Raw genomic sequence first — 17,354 nt, 5'->3', positions numbered from 1 at the left:
ACCGTATCGTGTTACGTGCCAGCTGGGTTGGAAGCAATAACCGCTGAACCATTGCGCATGATGATCACCCCCTCAAGTTCTAACAGACCAAGTCCTGCTGTCACCTCGGCAAGCAGACTATCTGCTGCAGTTTGTGCGTCTTGCGCGACTGCTGTGCGCTCTTGCGCTAGCAGATCAGCGAGAGACTGCGGGGTCGTCGGCAGTCGTTTGCGTTTGCAGCGTCGTATGAGCGCGAGTAAGGCCTGACGGGTGCTATCGGGCGTGATCTCGGCGCGCTGGTTGGCAGTATCGTGCGTTGGCGGGTTGTTCGTCGTGACGTCATTGTCGGATGAACCTTTCTGTGTTGGATTTTCCTGTGAAGTGAGTTCAGCAGATGCATTGCTCACGAGCTGCACAGCCAACGTTGGCTGATGCGGGTCATGACACAACTGGTCAATATGAGTTGCTGAGCGAAGAATAACCGCCTTGTTATCGTGAATCAGCAAATTACACCCTGAGTTATCAGGAACATTGATATCGCCAGGTGCTGCATACACTTCACGCTGCAGTTCAGCAGCCCAATTCGCGGTGCTGAGCGCTCCCGAACGTAATCGTGCTTGTGCAACGACGACCGTAGACGATAATGCTGCGATAATGCGATTGCGCAACAGAAAACGGCGAGCTTCTGGTATGGTGCCAGGGCATAGTTCGCTAATCAGCGCTCCGCGTGACGCTTCAATACGATCAAACAAATCCTGATTGCGCTGCGGACCTATATGATTCAATCCGCCTGCAAACACAGCAACCGTACGCCCCGCGTGACCTGAGCCAAGCATATCCGCCGCTGATAACGCGCCCCAATGCGCGGCAGCATCCGCGCCCATAGCTCCACCTGAAATCACCAGATGACCATCGGCAGCTGCATGTTGTGCAACCGTGTGCGCTACATACCGGCCGTAATCATTGATACCCCGTGATCCCACGATGGCAATCGGCTTCGCGCAGCTCACTAATGCCATTGGGTCTCCCTTGCCCCACAGGCACAGGGGAGTAGCCCAATCTTTACGAATGGATAGATCGTTAAGCTGCTGCGGCCATGCTGGGTGATGCGGTGCAATAATCCATTGCGTTCCGCCAACAGTAAACCAATCCGACAAGTCACGTATGTTGCGCGACGGCAGTAAGGCGAGACGCTGATGCCAGCTCGCTAATTCGTGATGAAACACCTTCATTCCTCGCGCATCAAGCCGGCGACCCCAGCGAGCAATACCTACTGCAAAATCATGCTCAATACGCGTGTGCGCTTGCGTGCTGGCACGTGCAGATGCATGCGGCGCACAATCATCAATACGCTGCAATGCTGCTAACGCACTGCCGCATCCCTTAATCAACGCGAACATCAGCGCATTTGCCGCATCAAGGCAAAACGTCAACGTTGCACGCGCTACAGTCTCATCATCAGGCTCAACCATATCGCCTCCTTTCACGTCAATCGTGTTCTGAGCATGATGCCTTGCGCCATTTCGTCACGCCCAGGCGACGTTTTGCCAGCCAAATCAGCGAGCGTCCACGCCAAACGCATCGCACGATCGGTACCGCGCAAACTGAGCTTTTGTGATTCCAACGCGCGATTCGCTAACTCCAACGCTTGACGCGACGTATACGATCGCAACCATGCGCCAGAGACTTGCGCATTACACGACCAGCCCTGATCGCGAAAACGATGTCGAGCAACTGCGCGCGCATTCATCACCGCTTGCCGCATCTGCTCGCTGCTGCGCGGCGATTGCGAACGGTCAGGAGCAATACGCTCGACTGGCGGCACCTCCACCTGAATATCAATACGATCAAGAATCGGACCAGATAATCGCGCAAAATATCGGACTCGTTCGCGTTCTTTGCATACGCAGCGCTCGCCGGTACCGTACGCAAAACCGCATGGGCATGGGTTTGCGGCCATAATCAACTGGAATAATGCCGGATAATACGCAGTGCCTTTGGAACGTGACACTGCAACATAGCCTGATTCCAATGGTTCGCGCAATGTTTGCAAACTCCGGACGGAAAACTCTGGCGCTTCATCCATGAAGAGTACGCCATGATGTGCGCGCGTAATCGCTCCCGGGCGAGCAACGCCCGATCCACCGCCTACGAGAGCTGCGGTTGACGCCGTATGATGCGGAGCCTCGAACGGTGGCGTATCAGTAATACCGTAATTGGGTAGCGTGCCGCATAACGAACGGATTGAGGCAACCTCTAATTGTTCGCTTGGTGTCAGCGGACACATAATGCTTGGCATTCGTGACGCCAGCATGGTTTTACCAGACCCTGGTGGGCCGGTCATAATGAGATGATGGCCGCCTGCTGCTGCGACTTGCAACGCCCACTTGGTGTGTTCTTGGCCGACTACTTCGCTCATATCGCCCGGGGAAGCGAATTCTGCGTGTTGCGCAGTGTCATCATCAAGCATTGACGATACGACATCAGAGAGTTGATACCGAGCATTACCGCCCATCAATTCGATGAGCTCGCCGACATGGCGAACACTCACAGCTTCCACATCTGATATGAGCGATGCTTCATCTGCATTCGCTTGAGGAATAATAACGCGGCGCAAACCGCGATCTCGAGCGTGCAACATGATTGGCAGTAGCCCGTTAATCGGCAGAACAGTACCATCAAGATTTACCTCGCCAAGCACGATTGTTTGCGCTAAGCAATCGTGAGGAATAGTGCCAGCGGCACTGAGTACACTTGCTGCGATTGCCAGATCATGTGATGAACCGCGTTTCGGCATTGAAGCGGGGGAGAGGTTTACGGTAACTCGCGTCTCAGGCCAACGAAAACCACTGGCTTGGCATGCTGATTTCACACGCTCGCGTGCCTCGCTCAATGATGCGTCCGGCAAACCAACGATAGCGAAATGCGGCAAACCAGGTGAAATAAACGTTTGAATTTGTATAAGAAACGGTTTTAAACCGATTAAGCCCACTGATAAGGCACTTCCAATAGCCATTAGAATGCCTCCGGAATGTAGCGCAACTGTACCCGGCCATCGCGCACAATAATGGCGATTACGTCAAAGCGCACACCATTGTGTGCGATGCGATGTTCTGGTGCTAGCAGCCATTGCACGCTAGCGCGACGTAGTCGTAACCGTTTGTGTGAAGTAACAGCTTCTTGCGGTACGCCATACAAGGCCGACCTGCGAGTTTTCACCTCAACAAAGAGGAGCGTGCCCTCAGGAGACATGGCTACGACATCAATTTCGCCATACCGCGTTTGCCAATTGCGGTCGAGAATCCGATAACCCCGACGTTGCAACCACATTGCAGCGTACTGTTCACCGTATGCGCCTAATTGCTTGGGATTCAGTGTTGGATCGAGCAGCTGGTGAGTGACGTACGTTACCTCATCTCCACGCATGCTCATGTGATGATCGTCCGTGTGAATAGTGTCTATGCAGATGTTCATGACACCAGCACAGCAGATTTTGCTGTTTTACCATACGGTTTTTGACCAATGTGGTCGAAGGCTCGAGTTTTCGGCGTGTTGTGGATAACTCACCTCATTTGGGTACGTAGTCGCGTAAAACTGCCAAAATCGTTGAAATATCAACGATTGTTGTGTTTTGCTGACGTCGCGACACGCCGAAGTCCTGGCATGCCGTATTATAGATACTCGTGCTCTTGTTCAAGAGTCACGAACGGCCCCGTAGCTCAGTTGGTTAGAGCGCCGCCCTGTCACGGCGGAGGTCACCGGTTCAAGTCCGGCCGGGGTCGCCAGCTAAGAAAGCCCTTGCGAAACACATTCGCAAGGGCTTTCTGCGTATTAGCCCAATACTGCGCGACTGCGCGGCGCTAAGCGGCCCACTCGCTGGGGTTCGCTGAGTTGCGCGTAACCCCAGCGAATGGACTGCTAGCTACTTAGCTACTTAGCGCACAAGATCCGTCAACTCACCAAGATTGAGCTCAAAGCTCACGCCACGCTCTTCAAAGTTCGGCTGATGACGCGTGCTCTCCATCGCATGACGCACAAACTCGCCAGCAATCTCAGCCGACTCAGCCAAACCACGGCCAGCCAGCACTGCGCCACACAGTGCAGACGCGAACGCATCGCCAGTGCCATGAATCATGTACGGCAGCTTGTTATGAGCCAGCTCAATCTTCGCTTCAGCGCCAGTAGAGGCACTAGCCACATAGTTAACGATCTTGCCATCGCCATGGTCAATACCCTTGAGCACTACGTTCTTTGCGCCAAGCTTCAGCAGTGCGTCAAGCAGATCAGTCACCGCAGCATCATCAAGATCCTGACCCGGGTACTCACGCTTCGTCAAAATCGAAGCTTCCGTCAAGTTCGGCATCAGCACGTCAGCGCCATCAGCTAGCGCACCCATCGCCTCGCACAGTTCCGGCGTGTACGTCGGATACATCTGGCCAGCATCGCCCATCACCGGGTCGACCAAGCGCAACGCCTTCGGATACTCGCGGTACAGACGCTGAATAATCGCCACCTGATCAGGCGAGCCAAGGAAACCAGAATAAACGCCGTCCAGATCCACGTTTTCCTTCTGCCATGCATCCAAATAGTCGGACAGAATGTCAGTCGTATCGTGGAACGTGAACACAGCGTACTTGGTGTGCGCTGAGAACAATGCGGTCGGCACAGGGCACACATCGCAGCCAGCGGCAGAAAGAATCGGAATAGCTGCGGTCAGCGAGCACTTGCCATAACCACACATGTCGTGCACGGCGGCCACACGCGGAATGTACTGCGGGTCACGATCATAGAGAATCACATCATTGGTCATATCGTTACTCCTTGAAAACGAAGTCACAGAACATGTCTGAGACTATCATCATCAACCGTCTTCTGCCCCATGCTCGCCCATATACTGCCATGATGTTGATGGTGGCGCATAGGGGTAGGCTATGGTCGATTAGTCAGTGAATGGACGCATAGATGCATGTGCCCAGCGAAGGAAGGAGCGATGATGAGTGAACGTGCGCGAGTGCACACTGGCTCGGGCGTGCGAAGCACGGCATTCAAAGCAGCGTTTCCGCTAACGTTGCCAATTGCTGCGGGCTTCTTGTTCCTCGGCTGCTCATACGGTTTGCTGATGCATGCGAAGGGATTCGCATTCTGGTATCCGGTGTGCATGGCGTACTTTATCTTCGCTGGGTCCATGGAATTTGTGACGGTTAATCTGCTGCTGTCAGCGTTCAATCCGATCGCCGCATTCCTGCTCGCGCTGATGGTTAATGCTCGCCACCTGTTCTACGGTCTGTCAATGTTAAAGCCCTTTGCCAACACGGGCTGGAAGAAACCGTATTTGATTTTCGCAATGTGTGATGAGAGTTTTGCGATCAATTCAAGTGCGCATATTCCCGATGACGTTGATCATGGATGGTTCATGCTGTTCGTGAATCTGCTCAACCGGTGGTATTGGATTGCTGGCTCTGCGCTCGGCTGGCTTGTTGGAGGCCTGTTACCGTTCTCGACCAAAGGTATTGAGTTCGTGCTGACTGCGCTATTTTTGGTGATTTTTCTTGACCAGTGGATTGATGCTGATCGCCGCCGACACACGTCAGCGATGATTGGCGTGCTTGCCTCACTCGTATGCTTGATTATCTTCGGATCAGGGCAGTTTATGATTCCATCGCTGGTATCAATGCTCGCATTGTTTGTGGCATTACGCCCATATCTTGATGATTTGAAGCCTGAAACTGACAGTCCTCAAACTGACCGCATTGACATTGAACAGGAGGAGAGCCGCTCATGACCATGCCTTTGTGGCAAGCGGTGGTGACCATCGCAGTGGTAGCGATCGGCACGATCATCACTCGGTTCCTGCCATTCATCGTCTTCCCCGAATCTAAAAAGCCGCCGCGTTTTGTCGAATATCTCGGCAACGTCCTGCCGTACGCCATGACCGGTCTGCTCGTCGTCTACTCGTTGAAAGACGTTTCAGTAACCTCGGGCACACACGGTCTGCCGGAAGCAATCGCAATGGTGGCGATCATCGCCTTGCACATGTGGAAACGCAATATGCTGCTCTCGATCGCCGGCGGCACTATCTTGTACATGGTTTTGGTGCAAACAGTGTTCATCTGAACGTGATGGTTGCTGTGATGGTTGCTGCAGCTGCCTGGTCGGTGCCGGCGTGTCGCATACGCTAACTCGCACTTTTTGCCTCGATGAAGTACGGCTCAATCCCAATAATCCCAACGGGTTTTAAGGGGCTATAGCCAACCCCGATAACGTTGAGCTTGCGGCTTGCTATGAGCGTGGCTTATCGTCTCAATCAACACCTCGCCAAACGCTGTACGTCCGGCGGGTGGCGAACAAAGAAGACACCAAGCGCTGCAGTAGCGCATAGCCCACAAGGAGCAACGACCATGACCGATTCGAACAAGAAGTACCGTTTTGAAACCCTGCAGCTGCATGTTGGTCAGGAAGAAGCCGACCCGGCAACCGACTCCCGCGCAGTGCCGATCTACGCGACCACCAGCTACGTCTTCCACAACTTCGATCACGCTGAGGCTCGTTTCGGCCTGGCCGACCCGGGTAACATTTACGGCCGTCTGACCAACTCCACCCAGGGCGTGTTCGAGAACCGTATCGCTGCTCTTGAAGGTGGCACCGCTGGCCTTGCAGTTGCTTCTGGTGCTGCTGCCGTTGAATACGCAGTGCGTAACATCACCCAGTCCGGCGACCACATCGTCTCCTCCAAGAACATTTACGGCGGCACCTTCAACCTGCTCAAGCACACGCTGCCGCGTGACGGCATCACCACCACCTTCGTTGACCCGGAAGTTCCGCAGAACTTCGAAGACGCCATTCAGGAGAACACCAAGCTCGTCTACTTCGAGACCTTCGGCAACCCGAACGCTGACCTGCCGGACTTTGAGGCTATCTCCGAGATCGCTCATAAGCATCATCTGCCGGTGATCGTCGACAACACGTTCGCCACCCCGTACCTGTTCCGTCCGCTCGAGCACGGCGCCGACGTTGTGGTCGAGTCCGCAACCAAGTTCATCGGCGGCCACGGCACCACCCTCGGCGGCGTGATCGTCGAAGGCGGCAAGTTCAACTGGGCTGAAGTGCCGGGCAAGTTCCCGACCCTGACCGAAGCTGACCCGTCCTACCACGGCCTCAACTTCTACGAGGCCCTCGGCGGCGCTGCATTCGTGACTCGCATCCGCGCAATCCTCCTGCGCGACACCGGCGCCACCCTGTCCCCGTTCGCCGCGTTCCTGCTGCTGCAGGGCACCGAAACCCTGTCGCTGCGCGTCGAGCGCCACGTGCAGAACGCCCTCAAGGTCGTCGAATACCTGCAGACCGTGCCGGAAGTCGAATCCGTCTCCCACCCGAGCATTCCGGGCCGTCGCGATCACGCGCTGTACGAGAAGTACTTCCCGAACGGAGCTGGCTCCATCTTCACCTTCGACATCAAGGGTGGCAAGGATGCAGCACGCGTCTTTATTGACAACCTGCACCTGTTCAGCTTGCTCGCCAACGTGGCTGACGTGAAGTCCCTCGTCATCCACCCGGCTTCCACCACGCACTCGCAGGAGACCCCGGAGGAGCTCGAGGATCAGGGCATCCACCCGGGCACCATCCGCCTGTCCATCGGCACCGAGAACATCGAGGATATTCTCGACGACTTGAAGGGCGGCTTCGAAGCGGTGCGCGCTTCCGGCCTGGCCAAGTAAGACCAGCCAAGGTAAGGCCAAATAACACTACATAAATCAGCCCTAGCGGCTGACAGTACGCATAAGGTGGCAGTCACGATTTTCGTGGCTGCCACCTTACGTTTATGTGCAACATGCACGGCGTGTGGACTCAGCTATTGAGCTCCAGCTCGCCAAGCTTGTCAGTGAGCTTCATGTTCTCGCTGTAGTCCACAGGGCAGGCGATTACATGCACGCCGCCTTCAGCCATCATCGCGGCTTCAATCGTCGGCTTCAAATCATCAGCCGACGAAACAAGATGACCGTGTGCGCCAAAACTTTCAGCAAGTGTAACGAAATCAGGATTGTTGAAATCTACATCGTCATGATGGCCATTGTGCAGGTCCATCTTCCATTTGATTAAGCCGTACGCTTCATCAACCCATACAAGAATCACAATATGGCAGTTCAGTCGTACCGCCGTCTCAATCTCTTGCATATTCATCATGAAACTGCCATCGCCCATCACCGCGAGCACTGGCCGTCCATGGCGGGCAAGCGAGGCGCCAATCGCGCCCGGCAGCGTCCAACCCATCGTTGACAGACTGTTATCAATAATGCACGTGTTCGGCAAATACGTCGGATACAAGCGCGCCATCCACATCTTCAAAGCACCCGTATCCACTAGCGCTACATCGCTATCGTTGAGTGCTTTACGCGTGTCATACACAACGCGTTGCGGCTTCATCGGGAACGACTCATCATCCTTGCACGATTCAAACTCGTGCATCAGCAGCCCGCGAATCTCCGATTCAGCGTTCGCAAACGTAATATCGCGCTCGCGCAATGCGTCAATCAACTGCGTAAGCGTGGCGTCAATATCAGCCATGATGTTCAACGTTGTCGTGTAATGCGCGTCCGTATCTTCAACAAACGTGTTGATATGAATGATCTTCTTATCATTCTTCGGATTGATCTTCACCGGGTCAAACTGTTGAATTGAAAAGCCGATCGCGATAATCAAATCAGCATCATCAAACGCAAAATTCTCATAATCGTGACGCATGAAACCAACTACGCCAAGCGCGTTGCGATGTCGATCAGAAAACACGCCCTTGCCTTCGAACGTGGTAGCTACCGGTGCATTGAGCTGCTCAGACAATACGCGCAGCTGATAGTCAGCGTGTGCGCGGCTCACTCCATTACCGGCCAAGATGATCGGATGCTTTGCTTTGGCAATAATGTCAGCCGCAGCCTCAATATCAGCTGGCGTTGGCACCGTATGCACTTGAAGCGCGCGGCTGAGCGGCTCAGCATCGGCCGGTGCGGGCTGCTCAGCGATATCCTCAGGCAGAATAATGCACGTCGCAGCCGGACGCTTACGCTGAGCAAGCGCGAATCCTTTACGCATAGTTTCCGTAACAGCTTGAGGACTTAAAATCATGTTCGTCCAACGCGTGATCGGCCGGAACACGGACACCAAATCAATGATCTGATGAGATTCCTTATGAATACGGTTGATATTGCCCTGCGCACACAAGGCAACCAGCGGCGTATTGCTTGCATTCGCGCACGCCACCGGCAGCGTAAGATTCAATGCGCCCGGGCCGAGCGTAGCCAAGCACACGCCCGGCTTACCAGTCAGATGCGCGTAGGTGAGCGCCATGAAGCCCGCGCCCTGCTCGTGGCGAGTGACGACGAAGCGGATGCGCCCGTCGCGTTCCAGCGCTTCGATGAACGGGATGTTCTCCTCGCCGGGGATGCCGAAGATCACTTCGACACCCTCCTGCACAAGACATTGGACCATCAGGTCAGCAACATTGCGCTGATGATGACGATTGTGATGCGATTGGGGTGCGATTGCAGTGTCATGATGCTGTTCGTTGCCATCGCGGTCGAGCCCATCGCGAAGACGCGACTCGATGCGGGCAAACAATGATTCGTTATGTTGTGTCACGAGTGCATGAGTATAACCATGCGGATGATCGAACTGGTGAAACGGACGATATATGGCCGTAACAAATCAGGATTGTTGGCAATGTGCTGTGCGCCTCATGCTGTCAGCCTGCGGCTTTCATCCTTGGGGATGAGAGCAGCAGAGTCAGTTTCCGCCTGCCGCACGATGTAAGAACAACGCGTTGCGCGAGACCATGAAACCATCATCCGATATTCGTTATGAAGAAATGAGGAATCATGGAAGGTTTGGCTACGGCAACGGTACATCCGGTACATCCAACTGCCATCGAAGCGATTGATCTCATCAAAGACTATGGGCGTGGTGAGAGCGTGGTACATGCGCTACGCGATGTCAATGTACGTTTTGAACAAGGACGGTTTACTGCGATTATGGGCCCGTCTGGTTCTGGCAAATCTACGCTGATGCATACGCTCGCCGGACTTGACTCGGCGACAGGCGGACGGATTATTTTCGAAGGTGCCGATATTACGAAGATGAACGATAATCAGCTCACGTTATTGCGGCGGCACAAGATTGGTTTCATTTTTCAAAGCTTTAATTTGTTGCCGATGTTTACCGCCGAGCAGAACATTCTCATGCCGCTAACACTGGCGAACGAGAAGCCGGACCGTCGTTGGTTTGACCAATTGGTTCACACGCTTGGCTTGAGTGAACGACTGAACCATCGTCCGAACGAACTCTCTGGTGGCCAGCAGCAGCGCGTCGCCATTGCTCGTGCGCTCATCACTAAGCCCTCACTCGTGTTCGCTGACGAGCCGACCGGCAATCTTGATTCTGTGTCCAGTGCTGAAGTATTGAGCTTCCTGAAGCAGTCAGTTAAGGAACTTGGCCAGACGATCATCATGGTGACACACGACGCGGTAGCCGCCTCTTATGCTGACCGTGCAATCGTGTTCGCTGACGGTCGCATTGTTGCTGACGTGCCGAATCCTACTGCCGAGCGGATGAGTGACCTGCTCATGGCCGAACGCGAGCGCGCTACTCGTGCTGCCATGAATCCGGTTATTGCTTAGTTTGGGGGAGTTGCACCATGTTTTCGATCACGCTGAAACTCATGAAAAAAAGCGCGCGAATGCTGATTCCTGCGGGCATTGCGATCCTTATTGGTACGGCATTCATTAGCGCGACATTCCTGTTTTCTAATACGATGACTGATTCGCTTGGTCGCCAGCAGACTGGCAGCTACGGCGGCGCGAACTATATCGTGACGTTGGATGCTGATTCGTTGGATACTGCGAGCGAACAGGAGCGTAATGACGCGTATTCAACGACTGTTGCCGATTTTCATCTCGATCAAGTAGCGGCCCTCGCCGGCGTTGATGGCGTGCGCGCGGATACTGCGAGCGATATCACCGTGATCAACGGCGATAAGAACGTTAACGGTATTGCAGTTGGTACCGCTTCGGACACTAGCCTGCTGCCAGTGGGGATCGCATCTGGCGATCAGCCGGTCGACAATAATGAAATTGCTCTACCGCAGTCTGTTGCCAAGCAGCTCGGTGTGAGCATTGGCGATACTGTGACTGTCAGTTCACGCATTCTGCAGGAAATGTCAACGGCAACTGTTGATGACACTGCGAACTCGAGTACGACTAGCGGGATCACGGTGCGTGTGACTGGTCTGACTGATGACTCAAACGGCGTGTATAGCTCTTATGGTGGTGCGTCCGTGATTTCCAACAACGTCGTGGCTACGTTGGACGGTGTTGACGATTTCTTGCAGGTTCCCGCTAACAAACTGTTGCTTAACCTCGCTGGTGGCGGCAACGGTACGGACGGTAGTGCCACTGATGCTGCTAAAGCGCAGGCTACCGCTGCTAATCTCGTCAAACTCATGCCGAAACACTATCGGGTGCTTTCGCGTGATGCTGCTAATCAAGAAGCCATCAAGTCACTGAGCGCAGACGGCGGTACTGACATCACTACTACATTCCTGCTGAGCTTCGGCGTGCTTGCCATGTTCGTGGCCGCGCTCGTCATCGCCAACACATTCCAAGTGCTCGTCGCACAGCGCCGCCGCACGCTGGCATTGTTGCGCACGATCGGCGCGAAGAAAAGCCAGTTGTATGGTGCTGTGCTGTTTGAGGCCGGCGTGCTTGGTTTTGTCGCCTCTGCGCTCGGCGTGGCGCTCGGCTGCGCGCTCATCGGCGGCCTCACCGCGTCGGGACTCATGGCGTCAACCGGCATGGACGCACGGTTCGTCGTCAGCTGGCAAGCGTTCGTTGTGCCAGTGTTGTTTGGCATCGTCATGACCGTGCTCGCTTCGCTGAGTTCTGCACGATCCGCGACAGCTGTGACTCCACTTGAAGCGTTGCGGCCGATTGAGCTGACTGATACGCGTCGCGCAGGTGTTATGCGTGGCATAATCTCCGCGTTGCTCGTGCTCGCCGGCTTGGCGTTCGCTGGATTCGCTGCATGGCAGATGAGCGAGTCGATCGCCGGGCATTCGTCCATGATCACTGACGCGTATTCCACAGTGCTGCTCATGGCTATTTTCGGCTGCGCGCTGATTTTTCTTGGTCTTGTGCTGTCCGCCGTGTTCTGGCTGCCTGTGCTCATGCGCGGTGTGGGTGCGCTCGTGTCTCTTGCTGGACCGTCCGCTAAGGTTGCGCATGCGAACATCCAGAAGAATCCGCGCCGCGTGGCTGCGACCGGCGCCGCGCTGCTCATCGGCGTTACGCTCGTCGCAACCATTGCAACCGGTGCGACCAGTGCCAAGCAGACGATGGGGGAGGCGCTCGACAAACGATTTAGCGTTGACATGATCGCCGACGGTACCGATATGACCGACGCGCAGGCTGACAATGCGGCCAAGGTGAAAGGCGTTGCGGCGTCCGTGTACGCGCCGACTGTAATGGAATACGCGACCGACAAGGATGGCAACGACCTGTCCGTGCTGTTGGTTGGAGTTCGTGACGCGGATGCACTCCGCTCGGTGATGAAGGCTGATCTGTCACACACGACGATCGCCGACGGCACAGTGCTCATGCCAAAGTACGAGGTGTTCACCGGTAAGACGATGGCGTTCAGCGGCGACAAGGTGACATTCTCCGATAAGACGAGCGGCTCTGACGATGGCACTGCCACGTCGGACGAGACGACCGGATCAACTGGTAAGACGATCACGTTTACACCCACATACGTCGACTATCGTCGCGTATCCGAAAACTACAATGCGGTCGCGTTCGTCAACGTCAAGCATTTTGAAAACGGCGACCTTACAGCCACCGGTCATATGTTGCTCATGAAGATCGACGCGGACGCTGCCGGTGTTGCTTTGAACGATGTGCTCACCAATGTGCAACAGGCGTTTACTGCTAGCCCTGGCGTGCAAGTAACCGGGCCGATTGCGGAACGCTCGCTGTGGGAGACGATGATTAACGGCCTGATGGCGCTGCTCGTCGGCTTGATCGCAGTCGCCGTGCTTATCGCCCTCGTTGGTGTCGCGAACACGCTGTCGCTGTCAGTTATCGAACGTACGCGTGAATCCGCGACCCTGCGCGCCATCGGCATGACGCGCGGCCAGCTACGCCGCTCGCTCGCGGTCGAGGCACTGCTGCTCTCGCTCGTCTCCGGCGTGGCCGGCGTACTGCTTGGCACCGCGTTCGGCTGGCTCGGCTCCTACATGGTGTTCAGCCTGTACGGCGACGTGGCCTTCCCATTCGATTGGGCTGGCAATGGCATCATGCTCGGCGTGGCAGCTGTGGCTGCACTCATCGCCAGTATCGCCCCCGCCCACCGCGCTGTGAGCGTGCCGCCCGTCGAGGCTCTCGCCGAAGCCTGATGGCTTGGCTCGAGTCTCTAGGGCGGCCTTCGCGGCAAAGCCGCTCACTTCGCCTACAAACGGTCCGCTGGACCGTTTGTTTAACGGCTCAGCTCGTCGAGGCTCTCGCCGAAGCCTGACCTGAAAAACTTGGCCCCCTTGCCGGGGGAGCTGCCAGCGAAACTGACTTAAGGGGTAGTCGGAAGGTTCATCAACCTCCTGACTACCCCTTAAGTCTTACTGCAGTCTTACTGCATTCGACAGTCCCATAGCAGAGAGCCTATGAACTCACACAATCCCGTTATCGTAAGCAAACACCACGGCTTGCACCCGGTCGCGCGCGTTGATCTTGGCAAGAATATGTGCCACATGCGTTTTCACAGTCGGCAGGCTGATGAACAGTTTGCTCGCGATCTCCTGATTACTTAATCCATGCGCGATCTCAACCAGCACCTCGCGCTCACGGTCGGTGAGCAGTTCAAGCTCAGGATCGGTGTACGCCGGCTGTCCCGGCTGCGACGACGCAGCGGCTGGCTGGGTTTCAGCAAGCGAATTGCCTTTCGCGTATCCATCCTGCATCATCTTCTCGATCAGACGCTTCGTGGCAGATGGCGCAATAATCGCATTGCCGTTAAACACCGTGCGAATGGAACTCAGTAGTGTTTCCGGCTCAGTATCTTTTAGCAAGAATCCGGATGCGCCAGCGTTAATTGCAGCCATCACATACTCGTCCAAATCGAACGTCGTCAGAATAATCACACGCGTCGGCCGCCCATCCGCCGCCGATTGCAGCGAACTAATACGTCGCGTCGCCTCAATGCCATCCATGCCTGGCATGCGCACGTCCATCAGCACCACATCCGGGCGCAACGATTCTGCTAACGCAACAGCTTGCGCACCATCGCCGGCTTGACCAACCACCTGCATGTCCGACTGGGAGCCGATTACCATCGCAAAACCAGCACGCACCAGCTCCTGGTCATCCGCGATCACTACTCGAATTCTGCTGTTCTCACTCATATCTCACCACTGTATGTGCTCACGGGTGTGCCAAAAGTCGGCGACACCCTGATTTCTCCCCGAATTCACTAGAGCTGTCACGAACAGCCATGCCGGCCGTAGCATGAAACTGCACAGTAAACATGCGTGTCGCGCAATCGAACGCGCATGCCGCATTATGCACGCCGGCTCACTCCTCGTGCCGTTCTGCGGTGTGCCGCAACTGCTCGTCCAGCGACGCAGCAGGCCGCAACTGCATTTCAGGCTGCGCGTGATCGTGCGCCTCATCACTGAATCCAGTTTCGCGCAGCACGCTCAGCAGTTGCCGCATATGTTTGAGCGCGACTCGTCCCTGAGCGCCGATTGCAGCGAACGCATCCTGAATCGCGTCCGCTGACGGCTCCTCACCGCGGGCCGCGGCATCATCCAACATGCGAATGCCGGCCACTGCACGGTCGATCACCGAAGACAATGTGGCGCTCACCTCCGCTTGAATGCGCGAACTGATCCGATCACGCTCCATATTCGCGGCCAATATCCGCTGCTTGCGCTGCTCCTCACGCAAGGCCTCCTCGCGTGCCTGCAACACCAGCACATTCGCGCCACTCGAACGATGCCAACGCGCCAACAGGATCGTGCCCATGCAGATCACGCCGATCACCAGCGTCCATGCGAAGCCTTGCAGCAGCTGCCTCGGCGTGCTCAAAACCCCAGTGACCGTGTAGTCCGCGGTACGCAGCAGCCAATGCAGAATGCTCGCATAGCCAAGGTTGCTTAGCATCACCTTGAACCCGAACAACATCGCGTTAGCAGCGGAAACTACGCTCGTCCACCGCCACGCGTTCGCGCGGCCGTACAGCACCGCAGAATACAGTGCGCACAGCGAGAACAGGTTCGAGAACATCACCGGCTGGAAGACGATCAGCTGGAACGCCGACGCTAGAGCAACCATGGCCGCCGATGATTCAGGGAACCGCCGGCGCAGGCACAACGGCAGCATGGTGGTGATCACGATGAACTGGTTAATCGCCTGCTCAGCGGTGCCATAGGTGTAGCCGTCAAGCAATGACATCGGGTTATTGAACATGATGCCGATCAGCAGCATCGTGCCGATGATGTCGGTGGCCAGATAATGCCGTTCTGTCCATTGGGAGAGCCGTTCGATCCAATTGAACGACTGCCCGTTCGCCAGCACGGCCTGCGCGATTGGCTTCGAACGAATCGTCTTGTAGACGCTCGCCCATGAGGGGACCCGGGGGAGCGTGGGGGAGAAAACCCCATGCTCGGGTTTGCGCGGCGCACGGTTGCTTGTCTGTTCGGCGAGATCGGCCGGTGCTTCGGCCCTGGCACTGTCATTCGTGGATTGTGCAACCGGTGTGGATTGTGTGACTGGCGAGGCGTTGACCGTTGCGGAGCTGGTCTGCGTGGAGTATGCATGCGCGCTCGCCAATGGTAGATGCGCGTGAACCATGAACCCGCCGCCGATGCGCGGCCCCGCCTCAAGTGTGCCGCCGGCGGCCTCGACGCGCTCACGCATGCCGAGCAAACCGTATCCGGGCTTGTGCCCGTCCAGCGAAGCGGTAGCACCGCGGCCGTCATCGGTCACCGTGATATCCAGCGCGCTGTCCGACCAGTGTTCGTCGATCAGCACATGCGCGTTCGGACCGGCGTATTTGCGCACGTTCGTCAGCGCCTCCTGCACGAGATGATAGACGGCCGCGCTGGACGCCGGGGCGAGCATTTGCGGCTGTGGCAATCCGGTGATGCGCCGCTGCACCGTGCCGCCGTCGGGCGTTGACGCCGCGGCCGCGTGCGCTTGCTCGACGAGTGCGCCGATGTCCGCATAATCAGCATGTGATGATCCGCCGAATACACCAAATAAGCGTTTCATGTCATGCAGCGCGCGTTCTGACTCGTGCCGGATCGTCTCCATTGTGCTGCGCGCCACGGCCGGATCATGCGCGCCCGCATACCGGCCGCCATCCGACTGGACGATGATAATCGACAGCGTATGCGCCACCACGTCATGCATATCGCGGGCGATGCGCGCTCGTTCCGCCAGTGCCGCGATATGCCGTTCCTCCGCCTCACTGGCCTGGATTGCGTCATTGCGTTCCTGCATCATGCGGATCGTGATAAGCCGCGCTCGCTGCCAAAACGCGGCAATCACAATCGCGATAAGACATGCCGCGATCTCCGCCAGATACACCGCGGACTGCCGCAGCACTATTTGCGCACACGAACCGGTGAACCCGCCGCCCGCATACACGGCGTGACAATCCCGGATCGATCCCTCGGCGCCCTGCGCGTACTCGGCGGCGGTGATGTACGGGTCGAAGAACGGGCCAATCTCAAGCGACCACGCCATAACCGGGCCGGCCGCCGCGCCGAGCGCCGAAGCGAGCACGATGAACGCCGTTGTATTGCGTGGGTCGCCGTAGACGATCACTGAATACAGCATGATCAGCGCCAGAAAATCGGAAGGCACCATTGCCGGGCCGGCAACCAGTTGGACGGCCGTCAATCCCGCGAACACAGCCGCCGCAGTCTGCGGTCGTACGCGTCGAAGTGCGAGCGGCAATGCCAGCACGGCCGACCATACGGACATCGGACCGCTGTCATACGCGAACAGCATGCCGGGCATGTTGCCGACGCTCGTACCGAACAACAGACCGAACGCGAGCGTCGCCAGCAATGCTACGGCTGAGTCGATGGCCAGCATGCGTGCCTTCCGGTCGCGCACAAAGGTGTCTCGTATCGTTGTCAGTCGTCGCGTCATGTCCATGATCGACCAGCGTAGCGCGCTGGCGGCCGCATGGCCATCATGCGTGGGGATGAAGCGGGAATGATATACGGCGGGCTGTGGCGTTCGGTCGGCGGTGGTCAAGGTGGGCGCTCGCGATACGGTCGCAAGCGGCTTGGTTGTCCCCGCGTACGGCTGATATGGAAGACGACGCATAAG

12 protein-coding genes and 1 tRNA gene are annotated in these 17,354 nt (G+C 56.5%); 6 read left to right on the top strand and 7 right to left on the bottom strand.

Annotated features, from left to right (window positions below):
- Positions 1-11: 11 nt before the first annotated feature.
- Genes D2E25_RS02175 through D2E25_RS02165 form a run of 3 tightly spaced genes read right to left on the bottom strand, consistent with a single transcriptional unit; the run spans position 12 to position 3,411 of the window.
- A complete protein-coding gene (locus D2E25_RS02175; RefSeq protein WP_125979389.1) occupies positions 12-1,451 on the bottom strand; it encodes a DNA-processing protein DprA in 1,440 nt (479 codons plus the stop codon).
- An 11-nt stretch (positions 1,452-1,462) separates the two neighbouring features.
- Positions 1,463-2,995: a YifB family Mg chelatase-like AAA ATPase gene (locus D2E25_RS02170; RefSeq protein WP_125979388.1), complete on the bottom strand. Its 1,533-nt coding sequence runs from the start codon at positions 2,993-2,995 to the stop codon at positions 1,463-1,465.
- Positions 2,995-3,411, bottom strand: coding sequence for a YraN family protein (locus D2E25_RS02165; protein ID WP_241216936.1), 417 nt, complete (start codon positions 3,409-3,411; stop codon positions 2,995-2,997). The genes D2E25_RS02170 and D2E25_RS02165 overlap by 1 nt, the downstream gene beginning before the upstream one ends.
- 276 nt (positions 3,412-3,687) lie before the next feature.
- Between D2E25_RS02165 and D2E25_RS02160 the strand changes: the two genes are divergently transcribed.
- Positions 3,688-3,764 (top strand) — tRNA-Asp (locus D2E25_RS02160).
- A gap of 149 nt (positions 3,765-3,913) precedes the next feature.
- Here D2E25_RS02160 and D2E25_RS02155 read toward each other — a convergent pair.
- A complete protein-coding gene (locus tag D2E25_RS02155; RefSeq protein ID WP_125979387.1) occupies positions 3,914-4,789 on the bottom strand; it encodes a pyridoxamine kinase in 876 nt (291 codons plus the stop codon).
- Positions 4,790-4,969: 180 nt separating this feature from the next.
- Here D2E25_RS02155 and D2E25_RS02150 point away from each other — a divergent pair, with 180 nt between their 5' ends.
- The 3 genes from D2E25_RS02150 (at position 4,970) to D2E25_RS02140 (ending at position 7,694) form a co-directional block, all read left to right on the top strand.
- Positions 4,970-5,761 (top strand): AzlC family ABC transporter permease, encoded by a 792-nt coding sequence (locus D2E25_RS02150; RefSeq protein WP_125979386.1) that lies wholly within the window; start codon positions 4,970-4,972, stop codon positions 5,759-5,761.
- Complete coding sequence (locus D2E25_RS02145) at positions 5,758-6,093, top strand: branched-chain amino acid transporter permease (protein ID WP_125979385.1); 336 nt, start codon at positions 5,758-5,760, stop codon at positions 6,091-6,093. The genes D2E25_RS02150 and D2E25_RS02145 overlap by 4 nt, the downstream gene beginning before the upstream one ends.
- A 284-nt stretch (positions 6,094-6,377) precedes the next feature.
- Positions 6,378-7,694, top strand: a complete 1,317-nt coding sequence (locus tag D2E25_RS02140; protein WP_125979384.1) for an O-acetylhomoserine aminocarboxypropyltransferase/cysteine synthase family protein — start codon at positions 6,378-6,380, stop codon at positions 7,692-7,694.
- 130 nt (positions 7,695-7,824) lie between these two features.
- Here the strand turns inward: D2E25_RS02140 and D2E25_RS02135 are convergent, their stop codons facing one another.
- Positions 7,825-9,513 (bottom strand): acetolactate synthase large subunit, encoded by a 1,689-nt coding sequence (locus D2E25_RS02135; RefSeq protein WP_241216979.1) that lies wholly within the window; start codon positions 9,511-9,513, stop codon positions 7,825-7,827.
- 332 nt (positions 9,514-9,845) lie between these two features.
- Between D2E25_RS02135 and D2E25_RS02130 the strand changes: the two genes are divergently transcribed.
- Together D2E25_RS02130 and D2E25_RS02125 are read left to right on the top strand one after the other, a co-directional pair.
- Positions 9,846-10,643 (top strand): ABC transporter ATP-binding protein, encoded by a 798-nt coding sequence (locus tag D2E25_RS02130; protein WP_125979383.1) that lies wholly within the window; start codon positions 9,846-9,848, stop codon positions 10,641-10,643.
- Between the two features lie 17 nt (positions 10,644-10,660).
- Positions 10,661-13,414: an ABC transporter permease gene (locus tag D2E25_RS02125; protein ID WP_125979382.1), complete on the top strand. Its 2,754-nt coding sequence runs from the start codon at positions 10,661-10,663 to the stop codon at positions 13,412-13,414.
- A 267-nt stretch (positions 13,415-13,681) separates the two neighbouring features.
- Here D2E25_RS02125 and D2E25_RS02120 read toward each other — a convergent pair whose 3' ends face one another.
- Both D2E25_RS02120 and D2E25_RS02115 read right to left on the bottom strand, forming a co-directional pair.
- Positions 13,682-14,413: a response regulator gene (locus tag D2E25_RS02120; protein ID WP_125979381.1), complete on the bottom strand. Its 732-nt coding sequence runs from the start codon at positions 14,411-14,413 to the stop codon at positions 13,682-13,684.
- 169 nt (positions 14,414-14,582) lie between these two features.
- Complete coding sequence (locus tag D2E25_RS02115) at positions 14,583-17,177, bottom strand: sensor histidine kinase (RefSeq protein ID WP_241216933.1); 2,595 nt, start codon at positions 17,175-17,177, stop codon at positions 14,583-14,585.
- Positions 17,178-17,354 lie beyond the last annotated feature (177 nt).

This window comes from Bifidobacterium goeldii, from assembly GCF_003951095.1.
GTDB classification, from domain to species: Bacteria; Actinomycetota; Actinomycetes; order Actinomycetales; family Bifidobacteriaceae; genus Bifidobacterium; species Bifidobacterium goeldii.
This window is presented reverse-complemented; position numbering and strand designations above follow the sequence as displayed.

Excerpts from the sequence above, each read along its gene's own strand:
- D2E25_RS02125 (WP_125979382.1), top strand. The coding sequence starts at position 10,661 with ATGTTTTCGATCACGCTGAAACTCATGAAAAAAAGCGCGCGAATGCTG.
- D2E25_RS02115 (WP_241216933.1), bottom strand. The coding sequence starts at position 17,177 with ATGGACATGACGCGACGACTGACAACGATACGAGACACCTTTGTGCGC.
- D2E25_RS02170 (WP_125979388.1), bottom strand. The coding sequence starts at position 2,995 with ATGGCTATTGGAAGTGCCTTATCAGTGGGCTTAATCGGTTTAAAACCG.
- D2E25_RS02155 (WP_125979387.1), bottom strand. The coding sequence starts at position 4,789 with ATGACCAATGATGTGATTCTCTATGATCGTGACCCGCAGTACATTCCG.
- D2E25_RS02175 (WP_125979389.1), bottom strand. The coding sequence starts at position 1,451 with ATGGTTGAGCCTGATGATGAGACTGTAGCGCGTGCAACGTTGACGTTT.
- D2E25_RS02165 (WP_241216936.1), bottom strand. The coding sequence starts at position 3,411 with ATGAGCATGCGTGGAGATGAGGTAACGTACGTCACTCACCAGCTGCTC.
- D2E25_RS02120 (WP_125979381.1), bottom strand. The coding sequence starts at position 14,413 with ATGAGTGAGAACAGCAGAATTCGAGTAGTGATCGCGGATGACCAGGAG.
- D2E25_RS02130 (WP_125979383.1), top strand. The coding sequence starts at position 9,846 with ATGGAAGGTTTGGCTACGGCAACGGTACATCCGGTACATCCAACTGCC.
- D2E25_RS02145 (WP_125979385.1), top strand. The coding sequence starts at position 5,758 with ATGACCATGCCTTTGTGGCAAGCGGTGGTGACCATCGCAGTGGTAGCG.
- D2E25_RS02150 (WP_125979386.1), top strand. The coding sequence starts at position 4,970 with ATGATGAGTGAACGTGCGCGAGTGCACACTGGCTCGGGCGTGCGAAGC.
- D2E25_RS02140 (WP_125979384.1), top strand. The coding sequence starts at position 6,378 with ATGACCGATTCGAACAAGAAGTACCGTTTTGAAACCCTGCAGCTGCAT.